The organism is Streptomyces sp. XD-27, assembly GCF_030553055.1.
GTDB lineage: Bacteria > Actinomycetota > Actinomycetes > Streptomycetales > Streptomycetaceae > Streptomyces.
In genome coordinates this window covers 5,821,411-5,836,867 of record NZ_CP130713.1, presented here as the reverse complement: position 1 = coordinate 5,836,867, position 15,457 = coordinate 5,821,411, and the positions used below count along the sequence as shown (strand labels likewise).

Genomic DNA, 15,457 nt, shown 5'->3' with positions numbered 1-15,457 from the left:
TGATCAGACTCCGGCGGGCGCGGGGACGGCAGAGAGGTCGGTCAGATCGGCGGGCGAGGCCAGGTGGCCGAGGACCGCGGTGGCGGCGGCGACCTGCGGCGAGACCAGATGGGTCCGGCCGCCCTTGCCCTGCCGGCCCTCGAAGTTGCGGTTGGAGGTGGACGCCGACCGCTCGCCGGGGGCGAGCTGGTCGGGGTTCATGCCCAGGCACATCGAGCAGCCCGCGTGCCGCCATTCGGCGCCGGCCGCGGTGAACACCTTGTCCAGCCCCTCCTCGACGGCCTGGAGGGCGACCCGTACCGAGCCGGGTACGACCAGCATCCGTACGCCCTCGGCGACGGAACGGCCCTGCAGCACCTCGGCGGCGGAGCGCAGGTCCTCGATCCGGCCGTTGGTGCAGGAGCCCACGAAGACCGTGTCGACACCGATGTCCCGCAGCGGCTGACCCGCCGTCAGGCCCATGTATTCCAGGGCCTTCTCGGCGGCGTGCCGCTCGCTGGGGTCGGTGTACGAGGCGGGGTCGGGGACCGACGCCGACAGCGGGGCGCCCTGCCCGGGGTTGGTGCCCCAGGTGACGAACGGGGACAGCGCGGCGGCGTCGATGACGACCTCGTGGTCGAAGACGGCGTCGTCGTCGGTGCGCAGCGTGCGCCAGTAGTCGACGGCGGCGTCCCAGTCGGCGCCCTCGGGGGCGTGCGGGCGGCCCTTGAGGTAGGCGAAGGTGGTCTCGTCGGGGGCGATCATGCCCGCCCGCGCGCCCGCCTCGATGGACATGTTGCACACGGTCATCCGGGCTTCCATCGACAGCTTCTCGATGGCGGAGCCGCGGTACTCGATGACGTAGCCCTGGCCGCCGCCGGTGCCGATCTTCGCGATGATCGCCAGGATCAGGTCCTTGGCGGTGACGCCCTCGGGCAGCTCGCCCTCGACGGTGATCGCCATGGTCTTGAAGGGCGCCAGCGGCAGCGTCTGGGTGGCCAGCACGTGCTCGACCTGGCTGGTGCCGATGCCGAACGCCAGCGCGCCGAAGGCGCCGTGCGTGGAGGTGTGGCTGTCGCCGCAGACCACGGTGGTGCCCGGCTGGGTCAGGCCCAGCTGCGGTCCCACCACGTGGACGACGCCCTGCTCCACGTCACCGAGCGGATGCAGCCGGACACCGAACTCCGCGCAGTTCTTGCGCAGCGTCTCCAACTGGGCCCGCGAGACGGGGTCCGCGATGGGCTTGTCGATGTCGATGGTCGGGGTGTTGTGGTCCTCGGTCGCGATGGTGAGGTCGGTGCGCCGCACCGGGCGCCCGGCCTTGCGGAGGCCGTCGAAAGCCTGCGGGCTGGTCACCTCGTGCAGCAGGTGCAGATCGATGAAGAGCAGGTCGGGCTCGCCTTCGGCGCGCCGGACGACGTGGTCGTCCCAGACCTTCTCCGCGAGTGTCCGTCCCATCGCTTTCCCTCCGGCCGGCAACGTCGCCGGCCCAACTCGTGTGGACTGCGGGCCCTGGTCCCGGGCCGCAATTACAGAGTGGCGGTTCCGCCGGAAAATTGAACTTGCGTTTCACAGTGTGAGACGCAAGTATCGTTGCATGGACAACTCTAGCGGCGTCGGCGTTCTCGACAAGGCAGCACTGGTGCTGAGCGCTCTGGAGTCCGGTCCGGCCACCCTCGCGGGGCTGGTCGGAGCCACCGGACTCGCGCGCCCCACGGCGCACCGGCTCGCGGTCGCGCTCGAACACCACCGGATGGTGGCGCGCGACATGCAGGGCCGCTTCATACTCGGCCCGCGGCTGGCGGAGCTGGCCGCGGCGGCCGGCGAGGACCGGCTGCTCGCCACGGCCGGCCCCGTACTCACGCACCTACGCGACGTCACCGGGGAGAGCGCGCAGCTCTACCGGCGCCAGGGCGACATGCGGATCTGCGTGGCGGCGGCCGAGCGGCTGTCCGGCCTGCGCGACACCGTGCCCGTCGGCTCCACGCTGCCGATGAAGGCCGGCTCCGCGGCGCAGGTGCTGATGGCCTGGGAGGAGCCGGAGCGGCTGCACCGCGGCCTGCAGGGCGCCCGCTTCACGGCGACGGCCCTGTCGGGCGTACGGCGGCGCGGCTGGGCCCAGTCGATCGGTGAGCGGGAGCCGGGCGTGGCATCGGTCTCCGCGCCCGTGCGCGGCCCGTCCAACCGCGTGGTGGCCGCGGTGTCGGTCTCCGGGCCGATCGAGCGGCTGACCCGGCACCCGGGCCGGATGCACGCCCAGGCGGTCATCGACGCGGCCGCCCGCCTGTCCGAGGCCCTGCGCCGCACGGGGTGAGAAACGGAGAAGGCCCTCCACCGAAGTGGAGGGCCTTCCCTGATGTGTACCCCCGACCGGATTCGAACCGGCGCTACCGCCTTGAGAGGGCGGCGTGCTAGGCCGCTACACAACGGGGGCGTGGATCAGAATGATCCAGCTGGGCTACCAGGACTCGAACCTAGACTAAATGAACCAGAATCACTCGTGCTGCCAATTACACCATAGCCCATGGTGGTATAGACCAGTACCCCCGACCGGATTCGAACCGGCGCTACCGCCTTGAGAGGGCGGCGTGCTAGGCCGCTACACAACGGGGGCTCTAGCGATCTCGTCTACATGAGTTCCGAGATCAGTACCCCCGACCGGATTCGAACCGGCGCTACTGCCTTGAGAGGGCAGCGTGCTAGGCCGCTACACAACGGGGGCTTGGTCCTGCTGGACAGGAAATCATGCGATGAAGATTTCCTGCTGGGGTACCAGGACTCGAACCTAGACTAAGTGAACCAGAATCACTCGTGCTGCCAATTACACCATACCCCACCAAAACGCAACCCCCTGTGGGGTTTTGTTTGGCTGCGCTTCCCGTTCCGGCCTTTCGGCCCGCCCGGGCGGCGCAGGAAGAACATTACCCGATGGTGGACGGGCCACCAAAACGGGTAACCGCTGGCCGCGTCAGGCGGCGGCCAGCTTGGCCAGCGCCGCGTCGATCCGCGCCAGCGTGCGCTCGCGGCCCAGGACCTCCAGGGACTCGAACAGCGGCAGTCCGACCGTACGGCCGGTGACGGCGACGCGGACCGGGGCCTGCGCCTTGCCGAGCTTGAGGCCGTGCTCCTCGCCGGCGGCCAGGACGGCCTCCTTGAGGGACTCCGCGCTCGACCAGTCCGCCGCCTCCAGCTTGGCGCGGGCGGTGGTCAGCAGGGCGGCCGGGTCGCCCTTCATGGCCTTGGCCCACGACGCCTCGTCCTCGACCGGCTCCTTGCGGAACAGGAAGTCGACGTTGGCCGTGATGTCGGACAGGACGGTCAGGCGGGTCTGCGCGTGCGGGGCGATGGCCTCCCACGCGGCCCGGTCGAAGTCCTCCGGGTCCCAGTTGGCGTGCGGGGCCCGCAGCCAGGGCTCACAGGCCTCGGTGAAGGCCTTCACATCGAGCATGCGGATGTGGTCGGCGTTGATCGCCTCGGCCTTCTTCAGGTCGAAGCGGGCCGGGTTGGCGTTCACGTCCGCGATGTCGAACTTCTCGATCAGCTCGGCGACCGTGAAGAGGTCGCGGTCCGCGGAGAAGGACCAGCCGAGCAGCGAGAGGTAGTTGAGCAGCCCCTCGGGCAGGAAGCCGCGCTCGCGGTAGAGGTTGAGCGAGGCCTGCGGGTCGCGCTTGGAGAGCTTCTTGTTGCCCTCGCCCATCACGTACGGAAGGTGGCCGAACTCCGGGACCCGCTTGGCCACACCCAGCTCGATCAATGCCCGGTAGAGCGCGATCTGGCGCGGGGTGGAGGAGAGCAGGTCCTCGCCGCGCAGGACGTGGGTGATCTCCATCAGAGCGTCGTCGATCGGGTTGACGAGCGTGTAGAGCGGGGCGCCGTTGGCACGGATGATGCCGTAGTCCGAGACGTTCTCCGGCGTGACGGTCACCTCGCCGCGGACCAGGTCCGTGAAGGTGATCGCCTCGTCGGGCATCCGGAAGCGGACGATCGCGGGACGGCCCTCGGCCTCGTACGCGGCCGCCTGCTCGGCGGTCAGGACGCGGCACTGGCCGTCGTACCCGGAGGGCTTCCCGGCGGCGCGGGCGGCCTCGCGGCGGGCGTCGAGCTCCTCGGTGGTGCAGTAGCAGCGGTAGGCGTGACCGCCGTCCAGGAGCTTGGCCGCGATGTCCTTGTAGATGTCCATGCGCTGGGACTGGCGGTACGGGGCGTGCGGGCCGCCGACCTCGGGGCCCTCGTCCCAGTCGAAGCCCAGCCAGTGGAACGAGTCCAGGAGCTGGCGGTAGGACTCCTCGGAGTCCCGGGCCGCGTCGGTGTCCTCGATGCGGAAGACCAGGGTGCCGCCGGTGTGGCGGGCGTAGGCCCAGTTGAACAGGGCGGTGCGGACCAGACCCACGTGCGGGTTGCCGGTCGGGGAGGGACAGAAACGTACGCGGACAGGTCCGTTAGCCACGCTTGATCACCTTGTTGGTGAGAGTGCCGATGCCTTCGATGGTGACGGCGACCTCGTCGCCGACGACCAGGGGTCCGACACCCGCGGGGGTGCCGGTGAGGACGACGTCGCCGGGAAGCAGCGTCATCGCCTCGGTGATGTGCACGATCAGGTCCTCGACCGAGCGCACCATGTCGCTCGTACGGCCCAGCTGGCGCTGTTGGCCGTTGACGGTGCACATGATGCCGAGGTTGTGCGGGTCGAGGTCGGTCTCCACCCAGGGGCCCAGCGGGCAGGAGGTGTCGAAGCCCTTGGCCCTGGCCCACTGCTGCTCGCGGCGCTGCACATCGCGCGCGGTGACGTCGTTGGCGCAGGTGTAGCCGAGGATCACGTCCTTGACGCGCTCGCGCGGTACTTCCCGGCACATCCGGCCGATGACCACGGCCAGCTCGGCCTCGTGGTGGACCTCTTCGGAGAACGAGGGGTACGCGATGGGGTCGCCGGGGCCGATCACCGAGGTGGCGGGCTTGAAGAAGGCGACGGGGACGTCGGGGACGTCGTTGCCCAGCTCGGCGGCGTGTTCGGCGTAGTTACGGCCGATCGCGACGATCTTGTTGGGCAGGACCGGAGAGAGCAGCCGGACCTTGTCCAGCGGGATCTTCGTGCCCGAGCGTTCGAAATCGCCGTAGGGAATGCCCTTGATGATGTCGATGACGGGGCCGCCCTGGGTATGGGCGTCCCCTTCGACGACGCCGTAGGCGACGTTGCCGTCGAGGGAGAATCTGGCGATGCGCACGGGAAGCTCGCGCCCTTCACTGAGCTGACAGGAGACTGACGCCTGAAGGCTATCGCTCCCCTTGACAGCGTGCGCCCGCCTGTGGATGGGCGTGCCCCCGCGGCGCCCGCGGGGGGACCGGCTCAGGCGGTGGGCGCCTCCATCAGGACCGTGCGCCTGGGGTTGGCGGTCGCGGTGGGAAGGTCGACGGGGTGCTCCGGCTGCTCGGGCACGGCCAGTTCGTCGGCGTCCTTCAGGTGCGCCAGCGTGGTGCGCCGCGGGTTGGCTATGGTGCGGAACATCATCGTCGTCTTCACGTGCGTCGACTCCCGGTGCGTCTTGTCATTTGGGCCGCTTATGTCAAGCGTCAGGCTAGACGCGCCCATGCCCACCAATCGGGGCAAGAAGTCGCGATCATCATGTGAGTTTGCTCACGAGCGCGCCACTAAATGCCACAAAAGGGACACTCGACCCGCACAGTAGAAACGGACATTCCGTAACGGAAGCCGACGTTCCGCTCTCGACCATGACTACCGGGACACCAGGCGCCCACACGGATTTCGCCTGGATAAGTCCGTTATCACCGATGCGGCTTTCTACGTCCCGTAATGCAACACCCACGCAGGGTTAACCGTCTCACTGGGTGACACGACGCCCTTGTTGGAGCCTCCGGCCCTGTGCTGGAATTCCTCGAACCGCCGTAAGAATCAACCGGCGCGCAGGGGGCGCAGCACGACGAGGTGCCACGCGGCGGGGGCTCCTCTCGACACGAAAGGTGTGCGCGCCGGTCACTCACGACCGCTACGGGGGCCGCGGTTCCCATCGACGACACCGTTCCGCCGAACCACCGGCGGGACGCCTGGTCCAGAGGTTGCGACGCTAGTGCAGGGACGTTTCAAGAGGGATGACAAGGGGTCTCCCCAGGCCCCCCGGGGCATAGGGGAAGCTTCGGCGGAACCGGAGCCGCGCGGGGTGACTGACCGCGGCTCCTCGCCCCAGCGCGTCCAGAGCTCCGGTCAGACGCCGGGCGATCATGGCTCCGAGCCCGGCTCCGGCCCCCAGCCGAGCGTCCCGGGCGGCGCCGACGGCACCGACCGTCCGCGGCCGAAGGGCCCCACGGGGCCCGGCCGCCGAATAGCCCTGCGCAACTGGCGCATCAGCACCCGACTCGTCTCGCTGCTCGCGCTCCCCGTGGTCGCCGCGACGACCCTGGGCGCGCTGCGTATCGACTACTCGCTGGACAACATCGAGCAGCTGGACCACATGAAGCTGCTCACCGAGATGACGCAGCAGGCCACCCAGCTCGCCGACGCGCTCCAGGAGGAGCGCGACAAGTCGGCGGGCCCGCTGGCCGGGGGCGGCAACGAGAAGGACGACCGCGTCGTCTCCACGCGGGAGAAGACCACCCGCGCCATCTCGGCGTTCAAGCGCGCCACCGAGGACGTCGACCAGGGCGACTCCACGATGATCGGCGTGCAGTCCACGCTGGTCGACATCAACCAGCAGCTGGACAAGATCCGCGCGCTCCGGGACGACGCGTACGGCGACCGCGAGTACGTCGCGCAGACCGTCCAGAGCTACAACGAACTCATCACCTCGCTGCTGGCGCTCTCCCAGGACATGGCGCAGGCCACCAGCAACCGCGACATGATCCAGAAGACGCGTGCGCTGGCGACGTTCTCCTACGCCAAGGAGTACGCGTCCATGCAGCGCGCGATCATCAGCGCCGGGCTGGCCAACCCCAAGGGCCCGCGGCTGTCCCCAACGACCTCCGGTTCGGCAAGTCCGCGCTGGAGAAGGAGGACGACGCGCTGGGGCGGTTCACCGACATCCGCGGGCCGGAGTCCGCCTCCGTCCTGCTGGCGCCGCTGGACGGCGGCCGGCCCGACATCACCTCCGCGAACAAGTACGCGGAGCGCGTGATGCGCGACCCCAACGGCATCACCTCCGAGGACCGCAGCTACCTGGACTGGTACGACCAGGACTCGATCAAGCTGACGGAGATGTCGAAGATCGAGCGGACGCTGCTGACCGAGATGGAGCAGAAGGCGCGCGAGCTGCGCGACGACGCGGAGCAGGAGGCGTGGCTCAACGGTGCGCTGATCCTGCTGGTGCTCGGCGTCTCGCTGGTCGGCGCGTTCGTCGTGGCCCGCTCGATGGTGCGCTCGCTGCGCCGGCTGCAGGACACCGCGCAGGAAGTCGCCCAGAAGCGGCTGCCCGAGCTCGTCAAGCAGCTGTCCGAGTCCGACCCGCAGGACGTCGACACCTCGGTGGAGTCCGTCGGTGTGCACAGCCGGGACGAGATCGGAAAGGTGGCCGCGGCCTTCGACGACGTCCACCGCGAGGCGGTCCGACTGGCCGCCGAGCAGGCGCTGCTGCGGGGCAACGTCAACGCGATGTTCACCAACCTCTCGCGCCGTAGCCAGGGCCTCATCCAGCGCCAGCTGTCGCTGATCTCCGAGCTGGAGTCCCGCGAGGCGGACCCGGACCAGCTCTCGTCGCTGTTCAAGCTGGACCACCTGGCGACCCGTATGCGCCGGAACGGCGAGAACCTGCTGGTTCTCGCGGGTGAGGAGCCGGGGCGCCGCTGGACGCGGCCGGTGCCGCTGGTCGACGTGCTGCGTGCCGCCGCGTCCGAGGTGGAGCAGTACGAGCGCATCGAACTCAGCGCGGTCCCGGCCACCGAGGTCGCCGGCCGCGTGGTCAACGACCTCGTGCACCTGCTCGCCGAGCTGCTGGAGAACGCCACCTCGTTCTCCTCCCCGCAGACCAAGGTCAAGGTCACCGGTCACGCGCTGCCCGACGGCCGCGTGCTGGTGGAGATCCACGACACCGGTATCGGCCTGTCCCCGAGGACCTGGCCGCGATCAACGAGCGGCTGGCCAGCCCGCCCACCGTGGACGTCTCGGTGTCCCGCCGGATGGGTCTGTTCGTGGTCGGCCGCCTGTCCCTGCGGCACGGCATCCGGATCCAGCTGCGGCCGTCCGACTCGGGCGGCACCACGGCCCTGGTCATGCTTCCGGTGGACGTCGCCCAGGGCGGCAAGAAGCCGGGTGCGGCGGCAGGCGGCAAGCCCGGGGTGCCCTCGGGTCCCGGCGCGCCCGTCGCGGGCGGCACGGGCGGCGGCGCCGGACTGCTCGGCTCCGCCCCGTCTCGGCGCCAGGTCCCCGGTTCCGCGGCGCGGCCCGCGCTGCCCGGCAGCGGCCTCCCCCAGCGCCCGGTGGGCGGCGGCTCGGGTGCGCCGAACGGCGGCCGGAGCGGTGCGCCGACCGGTGGGAGCCTGTTCGAGTCGGGCCGGCCCTTCGGTGACGCCCAGGGCGCGACCGGTGCCGCCGGTGGCCGACCCTCGCTCCCGGTGCGCGGCGGCGAGTCCGCGTCCGTGGCCCCGCCGACCGGTGCCCCGGGCCGTACGGAGGAGCCTGCCGACCCGGCCGACCGTCCGCAGCTTCCGCAGCGCGGTGCCGCGCCGGAACTGCCGGGCGCGCAGCAGCCCGGCACCAGCTGGGGTGCGCGCCGCGCCGCGGCGGGCGAGGACGACTGGCCCACGCCGCAGCGTGACGCGGCGGACGCGCCGCGCGGCCACGACGAGGCCGACGCGCCGTCCCCGTTCTCCCGGCCGGAGAGCGGTCGCGACCGCGACTCGGGCAGCACCGGGCAGTTCGCCCGCTCCGAGCTCGGCCAGGGCCCCGGCGACACGGGCCAGTTCGCGCGCCCCGAGCTCGGGCAGGGCCCGGGTGACACCGGGCAGTTCCCGCAGCCCCGGCTCGGCGGCGAGCGGCAGGGCGGTCCGGCGGACACGGGCCAGTTCGCCCGCCCGGACCTCGGCCAGGGCCCCGGCGACACAGGTCAGTTCGCCCGCCCGGACCTCGGCCAGGGCCCGGCGACACGGGCCAGTTCGCCCGTCCCGAGCTGGGCCAGGGTCCGGGTGACACCGGGCAGTTCCCGCGGCCGCAGTTCGGTGAGACCACCGGCAACCACCGGGTCCCGTCAGGTCCTTCCGACACCGGCCAGTTCCCCCAGCCTCGGCTCGGCCAGGGCCCCGGCGACACGGGCCAGTTCGCGCGCCCCGAGGTCGGGCAGGGCCCGGGTGACACCGGGCAGTTCCCGCAGCCCCGGCTCGGCGGTCCGCGGACCGGTACCGGCTCCGGCGGGTACCTGCCGCAGGGCGGCCCGGGTGTCGGCGTCGGCGGTCCGCAGGGCGGTGCCGGGCGGGGTCCCGGTGACACCGGCGAGTTCCCGCGGCCGTCCGCCGCGCCGAACGGCCTGCCCGCCGACGATCCGTCCTCGCTGCCCCCGGCCGGTCCGGGTGACGGCCGTACGCCGATCTTCGACACCATCGAGTCCAACTGGTTCAGCGGCCCGCACAGCGGCGGAGCCGGCGGTCAGGGCCGCCGCGACGCCGCCCCCGGGCCGGCCGCCCGAGCGTGCCGCCCACCCAGGGCCGCGAGCCGCGGCCGGCGCCCCAGGGTGCCGGCGGCAACGGCCCCGCAGGCGCCCCGCCCGCGTGGCGTACGTCGCCGAACGACGAGCGGTGGCGCCGTGCCGAGCAGGTGCGCGAGCCCGCCGCCGGCGGTGTGACGTCGTCCGGCTTGCCCCGCCGTGTCCCCCGCGCGAATCTCGTGGAGGGCACCGCCCAGCAGCAGCCCCAGCAGACCGGTCCCCAGGTTTCGCGCGCGCCCGACGAGGTACGCGGCCGCCTGACCAACCTGCGCCGGGGCATCCAGCAGGGCCGTCAGGCCGGTACCGGAAATGACGGCAATAACGATCGCGGCATTGGCCCGACTTACCAGCAGGAGCGTTAGTTGAGCCCGATGAGCCAGGCGGCGCAGAATCTGAACTGGTTGATCACGAACTTCGTGGACAACACCCCCGGGGTGTCCCACACGGTCGTGGTCTCCGCCGACGGACTCCTCCTCGCGATGTCCGAAGGCTTCCCCCGCGACCGCGCCGATCAGCTGGCGGCCGTCGCCTCCGGCCTGACCTCGCTGACCGCCGGAGCCTCCCGCATCTTCGAAGGCGGATCGGTCAACCAGACCGTCGTGGAGATGGAACGCGGCTTCCTCTTCATCATGTCCATCTCCGACGGATCCTCCCTCGCCGTCCTCGCCCACCCCGAGTGCGACATCGGCCTCGTCGGCTACGAGATGGCCCTCCTCGTCGACCGCGCCGGCGGAGTCCTCACCCCCGACCTGCGCGCGGAACTGCAAGGCAGCCTTCTCGGCTGACCACCCGATCCGCAACCGACCTGCCCTTGTCCGTCGCGTCCGGCCACCCGGCCGGATGCCCCCCACCGGCACCGACCGACGGCACCACCGTCATCTGCTGTCCCGACCGGAGGATCCATGACCCCGCCCCCGCCTCGCCCGGCCCGTACGGCGGCCATCACCATTCGCCGTACGGGGGCGAAGGCGACCAGCCCCTGGTACGTCCGTATGCCATGACCGGAGGCCGTACCCGGCCGCGGTACCAGCTCGCCATCGAGGCGCTGGTGAGCACCACGGCCGACCCTGTCCACCTGCAGGGGCTGCTTCCCGAGCACCAGCGCATCTGCCATCTGTGCCGGGAGGTCAAGTCGGTCGCGGAGGTCTCCGCGCTGCTGAGCATTCCGCTCGGTGTGGCGCGGATCCTGGTGGCCGACCTCGCGGAGGCCGGCATGGTGGCGATCCATCAGCCCGGTGGCAGCTCGGAAGCGGGCGGCACTCCGGACGTGACACTGCTGGAAAGGGTGCTCAGTGGACTTCGCAAGCTCTAACGGCGCTACGGCCCGCTCCACCACCTCCGCGAAGATCGTGGTGGCGGGCGGCTTCGGCGTCGGCAAGACCACGTTCGTCGGCGCGGTCTCCGAGATCAACCCGCTGCGCACCGAAGCCGTGATGACCTCGGCCTCGGCGGGAATCGACGATCTCAGCCACGTCCAGGACAAGACCACGACGACCGTGGCGATGGACTTCGGCCGCATCACGCTGGACGACGATCTGATCCTGTACCTGTTCGGTACGCCGGGTCAGGACCGGTTCTGGTTCATGTGGGACGACCTGGTCCGCGGTGCCATCGGCGCCGTCGTCCTGGTCGACACCCGCCGCCTGGCCGACTGCTTCCCCGCCGTCGACTACTTCGAGAACAGCGGCCTGCCCTTCGTCATCGCCCTCAACGGCTTCGAGGGGCACCAGCCGTACACCCCCGAAGAGGTCCGCGAGGCGCTCCAGATCGGTCCGGACACCCCGATCATCACCACCGACGCCCGGGCCCGCAGCGAGGCCAAGAGCGCGCTGATCACCCTGGTCGAGCACGCGCTCATGGCCCGCTTGAAGTAGCCGTCGCGACGGCCCCCGGGCGTGCTGTGTCATCGGACACGGCCGCCTGGGGCTTCATAACATTTCGACAGAGAAAAATCCCGCGGCGAATACGCTGTGCGCACACCCGACTTCGGTATGCGTTTCCGGGGCCTTGCATTTGCTGCGGCTCGCTCTTAATGTCCCCTTTTTCTGTGCGCCCCGCAGTCGTTGTCACACTTTGCGCAGTGTTTGGAATGCGCCCGCCTGACGTGCTGGAATTCGTGAACTGAGTAGTAAAGCTCAGTTGAGAACGGCACGACATCAGGTGCCGACGCCGAGAGGTTGTTGGTCGAGTGAGGCGAAGCAAGCCCGACTCCGCGCAGCAGGCGCGGGGGAACTTCACCCCTCCGCCGCGTGCGGCGGAGGCGCCTGCCGATGTGCCCGAGACGCCCGCCGCTCCCGCCGGGAGCCCAGGCCGGCTCTCCCCCGCAACTGGCGGGTACCCACGCGGCTGAACGCGATTCTGCTCATCCCCGTGCTTGTCGCCCTCGTCTTCGGCGGCTTCCGGGTCGAGTCCTCCCTCACCACGTGGAGCGAGGCCCAGGACGCCGAGCGCACCGCCCGGCTGGTGCGGGCCGCGAGCGCCTACGGCCTGGCGCTGGTCAACGAGCGTGACCTGTCCGCCAAGCCGCTGCTGTCCCCCGGCGGCGACGACACCGAGGTGAAGAAGGCGCGGGCGGCCACCGACGCCGCCGCCGACGAGTTCCACAAGCGGGTCGAGGACATGCCGGACACCGGTGGCCTCAAGCGCCGCCTGAAGGCGTTCCAGTCGGCCGAGCCGCAGCTGGACGCGCTGCGCCGGGGCGCGTACACCCCCCGGCTGCCCGGTGTGAAGACCGAAGAGGGCTACGTCGCCATCCAGCACCCGCTGATGGAGTTCGCGAACGAGCTCGGTCTGGGCACCGGCAACATCACCTCCTACGGCCGCACGGTGTACGCGATCTCGCTGGCCAAGGCCGCTGAATCGCTTCAGCGCGCCATCGGCACCCATCTGCTGGTCAAGCCCGGCCCGCGTGCCATCGACCGCAAGGCGCAGCTGACCGCCCTCGCCTCGTACGCGTACCTGGAGCGCATCGCGCTGGACGAGTTCACCTCCGGCGGTCTGCCGCAGGACGTGGCCCGGCTGGACGACGCCGTGGTCGACGCCAAGAAGGAGGGCGCGCGGCTGGTCGGCGAGCGCAAGCGGATAGCCGAGGGCAAGGGCGAGAAGTTCACCACTCCGCCGTCCATGGAGCGGATGCTCCAGGAGATCGCCTCCGGCCAGTCGCCGAGCCAGCTCGCGGCCAAGGGCATCACGCCCGACACCTGGTTCGACGCCGCGACGGCCAAGTTCGACGCCTACCGCCAGGTAGAGCAGGAGATGACCGACAAGGCCGTGGACGAGGCCGCGCAGATCTCGGCCGACGCCAAGCGGGACGCGATTGTCAACTCCGCGATCGTGCTGATCGCGCTGCTCACGGCGTTCGTCATCGCGGGCATGATGGCCCGCTCCATGAGCCGCAGCATGCGGCAGCTGCGCGCCGCCGCCTTCGAGGTGGCCGAGCAGCGGCTGCCGGACCTGGTCGACCAGTTGTCGCGGACCGACCCGGGCCGGATCGACACCCGGGTCCAGCCGATCCCGATCACCACCCGGGACGAGATCGGCGAGGTGGCCCGCGCCTTCGACCAGGTGCACCGCGAGGCGATCCGGCTGGCCGCCGAGCAGGCGCTGCTGCGAGGCAACGTCAACGCGATCTTCACCAACCTCTCCAGCCGCAACCAGGGGCTCATCGAGCGCCAGCTGGAGCTCATCACGCACCTGGAGAACAACGAGGCCGACCCGGACCAGCTGGAGAACCTCTTCAGGCTGGACCACCTGGCGACCCGTATGCGGCGTAACGGCGAGAACCTGCTGATTCTCGCGGGCGAGGAGCCAGGCCGCCGCTGGAACCAGCCGGTGCCGCTGGTCGACGTGCTGCGCGCCGCCTCCTCCGAGGTGGAGAACTACGAGCGCATCGAGATCACCGGGGTCCCGGAGAGCGAGATCCACGGCCAGGCCGTCACCGACCTCGTGCACCTGCTCTCCGAGCTGCTGGAGAACGCCACCACGTTCTCCTCGCCGCAGACCAAGGTGCGGGTCGCCGCGACCCGGCTGCCCGACGGCCGCGTGATGGTCGAGATCCACGACAAGGGCATCGGCCTGACCGCCGAGGACTTCGCGGACATCAACCACAAGCTGGCCAATCCGCCGACGGTGGACGCCGCGATCTCCCAGCGCATGGGCCTGTTCGTGGTCGGCCGACTGGCCGACAGACACGGCATCCGGGTCCAGCTGCGCCCGTCGGGCGAGCAGGCGGGCACCACGTCGCTGGTCATGCTGCCGGACGCGATCACCCACGGTGGTGGCGGCGAGGAGCTGCCCGAGGGCGACTTCACGGTCTCCCGGATCGTGCCGGAGCAGCCCCAGCCCATGCAGTCCGGTCCCGGTCTGCGGACCGCCGCCGAGCTGGGCTTCCAGGAGTCCCCCTTCGACGAGTCCCCTTACGGTGACTCCGGGTTCGGCGGCTCCGGATACGGCGAGCCGTCCGGGCAGGCGCCCGATCGGAACGCCGGCCGCGCGGGCGGTGTGGACCCGATCGAGCGGTCGCTGGCCCGTGGCGGGCGGCGTGCCGCCCTGGAGGCCCAGACGTACCGCCAGACGGGCTATCCGGAAGCGGAGCACCAGGAGCCGCAGCAGCACCAGCAGCAGCCGTACGCCGACTACAACTCCCCCGTGGAGCAGGGCGGGTGGGATGCGTCCGGTTCGTACCAGGCTCCGTATGAGTCCACGTACGGTACGGAAGCGGAATCCTCGCCCAGCGTTCCCGAAGTCGCTTCGGAGCGCGTAGAGTTCCACCGTCCGGGCCCCACTTCGAGCAGCGCTGCCTCGGTGACCGACGCGGGTCTGCCGCGGCGTGCCAAGCAGTGGTCGCCGGAGGGGGGACGCCGGACGCGGCGGGCGCGGTCCCGGAGCAGGCGCCGGAGCAGCAGCCCCGGCCGCAGGCTTCGCCGGGCCCGCGGGCTGCGCGCGAGGACGGTCCCGGCTGGGTCTCGGCGAACGACGAGCGCTGGCAGCGTGCCGAGCAGCTCCGTGAGCCGAAGGCCGGCGGGGTCACCTCCTCCGGACTGCCCCGACGGGTGCCCAAGGCCAATCTCGTGGAGGGTTCGGCCGCACAGTCCCCGCAGGGCGGCCCGCAGGTCTCCCGGGCTCCGGAGGATGTCCGCGGCAGGTTGGCGAACCTGCGGCGCGGCGTCCAGCAGGCGCGGAACGCGGGGCCCGACAGCAGCACCTCGCAAGACCAGCATGACCAACAGGGCTTCGGCCCCGGCAGCACCTACGATCAGGAGCGTTAGTGTGAGCCCGATGAGCCAGGCGGCGCAGAACCTGAACTGGTTGATCACGAACTTCGTGGACAACACCCCCGGGGTGTCCCACACGGTCGTGGTCTCCGCCGACGGACTCCTCCTCGCGATGTCCGAAGGCTTCCCCCGCGACCGCGCCGATCAGCTGGCGGCCGTCGCCTCCGGCCTGACCTCGCTGACCGCCGGAGCCTCCCGCATCTTCGAAGGCGGATCGGTCAACCAGACCGTCGTGGAGATGGAACGCGGCTTCCTCTTCATCATGTCCATCTCCGACGGATCCTCCCTCGCCGTCCTCGCCCACCCCGAGTGCGACATCGGCCTCGTCGGCTACGAGATGGCCCTCCTCGTCGACCGCGCCGGCGGAGTCCTCACCCCCGACCTGCGCGCGGAACTGCAAGGCAGCCTTCTCAACTAGCAGAGAAACGATGCAATTCGCGCCATCGCGCCATAGGGTGCGATGGCGCGACAGGCAAACAGGCGAGTTGGAGGAGGAACCGTGGAAACGCCCCATGGCGGTTACCCGTACGAGCGTGGGCCGCGGCCGGAGCCGCAGCACGACGC

9 protein-coding genes, 5 tRNA genes and 2 pseudogenes are annotated in these 15,457 nt (G+C 70.8%); 7 read left to right on the top strand and 9 right to left on the bottom strand.

Annotation, left to right across the window (positions count from 1 at the left end; translation table 11 throughout):
* Positions 1-3: 3 nt before the first annotated feature.
* The gene (gene leuC / locus Q3Y56_RS25520; protein ID WP_304464154.1) at positions 4-1,437 is read right to left on the bottom strand and encodes a 3-isopropylmalate dehydratase large subunit; all 1,434 of its coding nucleotides are present in this window, start codon (positions 1,435-1,437) and stop codon (positions 4-6) included.
* A 139-nt stretch (positions 1,438-1,576) separates the two neighbouring features.
* Between leuC and ndgR the strand changes: the two genes are divergently transcribed.
* The gene (gene ndgR, locus Q3Y56_RS25515; protein WP_304464153.1) at positions 1,577-2,293 is read left to right on the top strand and encodes an IclR family transcriptional regulator NdgR; all 717 of its coding nucleotides are present in this window, start codon (positions 1,577-1,579) and stop codon (positions 2,291-2,293) included.
* 47 nt (positions 2,294-2,340) lie between these two features.
* Here ndgR and Q3Y56_RS25510 read toward each other — a convergent pair.
* The 8 genes from Q3Y56_RS25510 to Q3Y56_RS25475 all read right to left on the bottom strand — a co-directional run bounded on the left by Q3Y56_RS25510 (position 2,341) and on the right by Q3Y56_RS25475 (position 5,497).
* Positions 2,341-2,413 (bottom strand) — tRNA-Glu (locus Q3Y56_RS25510).
* 19 nt (positions 2,414-2,432) lie between these two features.
* Positions 2,433-2,504 (bottom strand) — tRNA-Gln (locus Q3Y56_RS25505).
* A 16-nt stretch (positions 2,505-2,520) separates the two neighbouring features.
* Positions 2,521-2,593, bottom strand: a tRNA-Glu gene (locus Q3Y56_RS25500).
* 35 nt (positions 2,594-2,628) lie between these two features.
* A tRNA-Glu gene (locus tag Q3Y56_RS25495) sits at positions 2,629-2,701 on the bottom strand.
* A gap of 42 nt (positions 2,702-2,743) precedes the next feature.
* Positions 2,744-2,815: transfer RNA gene (locus Q3Y56_RS25490), tRNA-Gln, on the bottom strand.
* A gap of 132 nt (positions 2,816-2,947) precedes the next feature.
* A complete protein-coding gene (gene gltX, locus Q3Y56_RS25485; protein ID WP_304464152.1) occupies positions 2,948-4,426 on the bottom strand; it encodes a glutamate--tRNA ligase in 1,479 nt (492 codons plus the stop codon).
* On the bottom strand, positions 4,419-5,201 hold the full coding sequence (locus Q3Y56_RS25480; protein ID WP_304464151.1) for a fumarylacetoacetate hydrolase family protein: 783 nt from the start codon (positions 5,199-5,201) through the stop codon (positions 4,419-4,421). The genes gltX and Q3Y56_RS25480 overlap by 8 nt, the downstream gene beginning before the upstream one ends.
* A 122-nt stretch (positions 5,202-5,323) precedes the next feature.
* The gene (locus tag Q3Y56_RS25475) at positions 5,324-5,497 is read right to left on the bottom strand and encodes a hypothetical protein (RefSeq protein WP_304464150.1); all 174 of its coding nucleotides are present in this window, start codon (positions 5,495-5,497) and stop codon (positions 5,324-5,326) included.
* 655 nt (positions 5,498-6,152) lie between these two features.
* Here Q3Y56_RS25475 and Q3Y56_RS25470 point away from each other — a divergent pair.
* The 6 genes and pseudogenes from Q3Y56_RS25470 (at position 6,153) to Q3Y56_RS25445 (ending at position 15,311) form a co-directional block, all read left to right on the top strand.
* Positions 6,153-9,982: pseudogene (locus Q3Y56_RS25470) on the top strand (nitrate- and nitrite sensing domain-containing protein).
* 9 nt (positions 9,983-9,991) lie between these two features.
* The gene (locus Q3Y56_RS25465; protein WP_304465796.1) at positions 9,992-10,405 is read left to right on the top strand and encodes a roadblock/LC7 domain-containing protein; all 414 of its coding nucleotides are present in this window, start codon (positions 9,992-9,994) and stop codon (positions 10,403-10,405) included.
* Positions 10,406-10,518: 113 nt separating this feature from the next.
* Positions 10,519-10,932, top strand: coding sequence for a DUF742 domain-containing protein (locus tag Q3Y56_RS25460; protein WP_304465795.1), 414 nt, complete (start codon positions 10,519-10,521; stop codon positions 10,930-10,932).
* Complete coding sequence (locus Q3Y56_RS25455) at positions 10,913-11,494, top strand: ATP/GTP-binding protein (protein WP_304464149.1); 582 nt, start codon at positions 10,913-10,915, stop codon at positions 11,492-11,494. Before Q3Y56_RS25460 ends, Q3Y56_RS25455 begins: the two co-directional genes overlap by 20 nt.
* Positions 11,495-11,808: 314 nt before the next feature.
* A pseudogene (locus Q3Y56_RS25450) lies at positions 11,809-14,887 on the top strand (nitrate- and nitrite sensing domain-containing protein).
* Entirely contained in the window at positions 14,838-15,311 is a 474-nt protein-coding gene (locus Q3Y56_RS25445; RefSeq protein ID WP_369696799.1) for a roadblock/LC7 domain-containing protein, read from the top strand. Before Q3Y56_RS25450 ends, Q3Y56_RS25445 begins: the two are co-directional and overlap by 50 nt.
* The last annotated feature ends 146 nt before the right edge of the window (positions 15,312-15,457 follow it).

What these genes read in the sequence shown, in the direction of transcription:
- leuC (WP_304464154.1), bottom strand. Translation starts at nt 1,437, where the DNA reads ATGGGACGGACACTCGCGGAGAAGGTCTGGGACGACCACGTCGTCCGG.
- ndgR (WP_304464153.1), top strand. Translation starts at nt 1,577, where the DNA reads ATGGACAACTCTAGCGGCGTCGGCGTTCTCGACAAGGCAGCACTGGTG.
- Q3Y56_RS25465 (WP_304465796.1), top strand. Translation starts at nt 9,992, where the DNA reads ATGAGCCAGGCGGCGCAGAATCTGAACTGGTTGATCACGAACTTCGTG.
- Q3Y56_RS25445 (WP_369696799.1), top strand. Translation starts at nt 14,838, where the DNA reads ATGACCAACAGGGCTTCGGCCCCGGCAGCACCTACGATCAGGAGCGTT.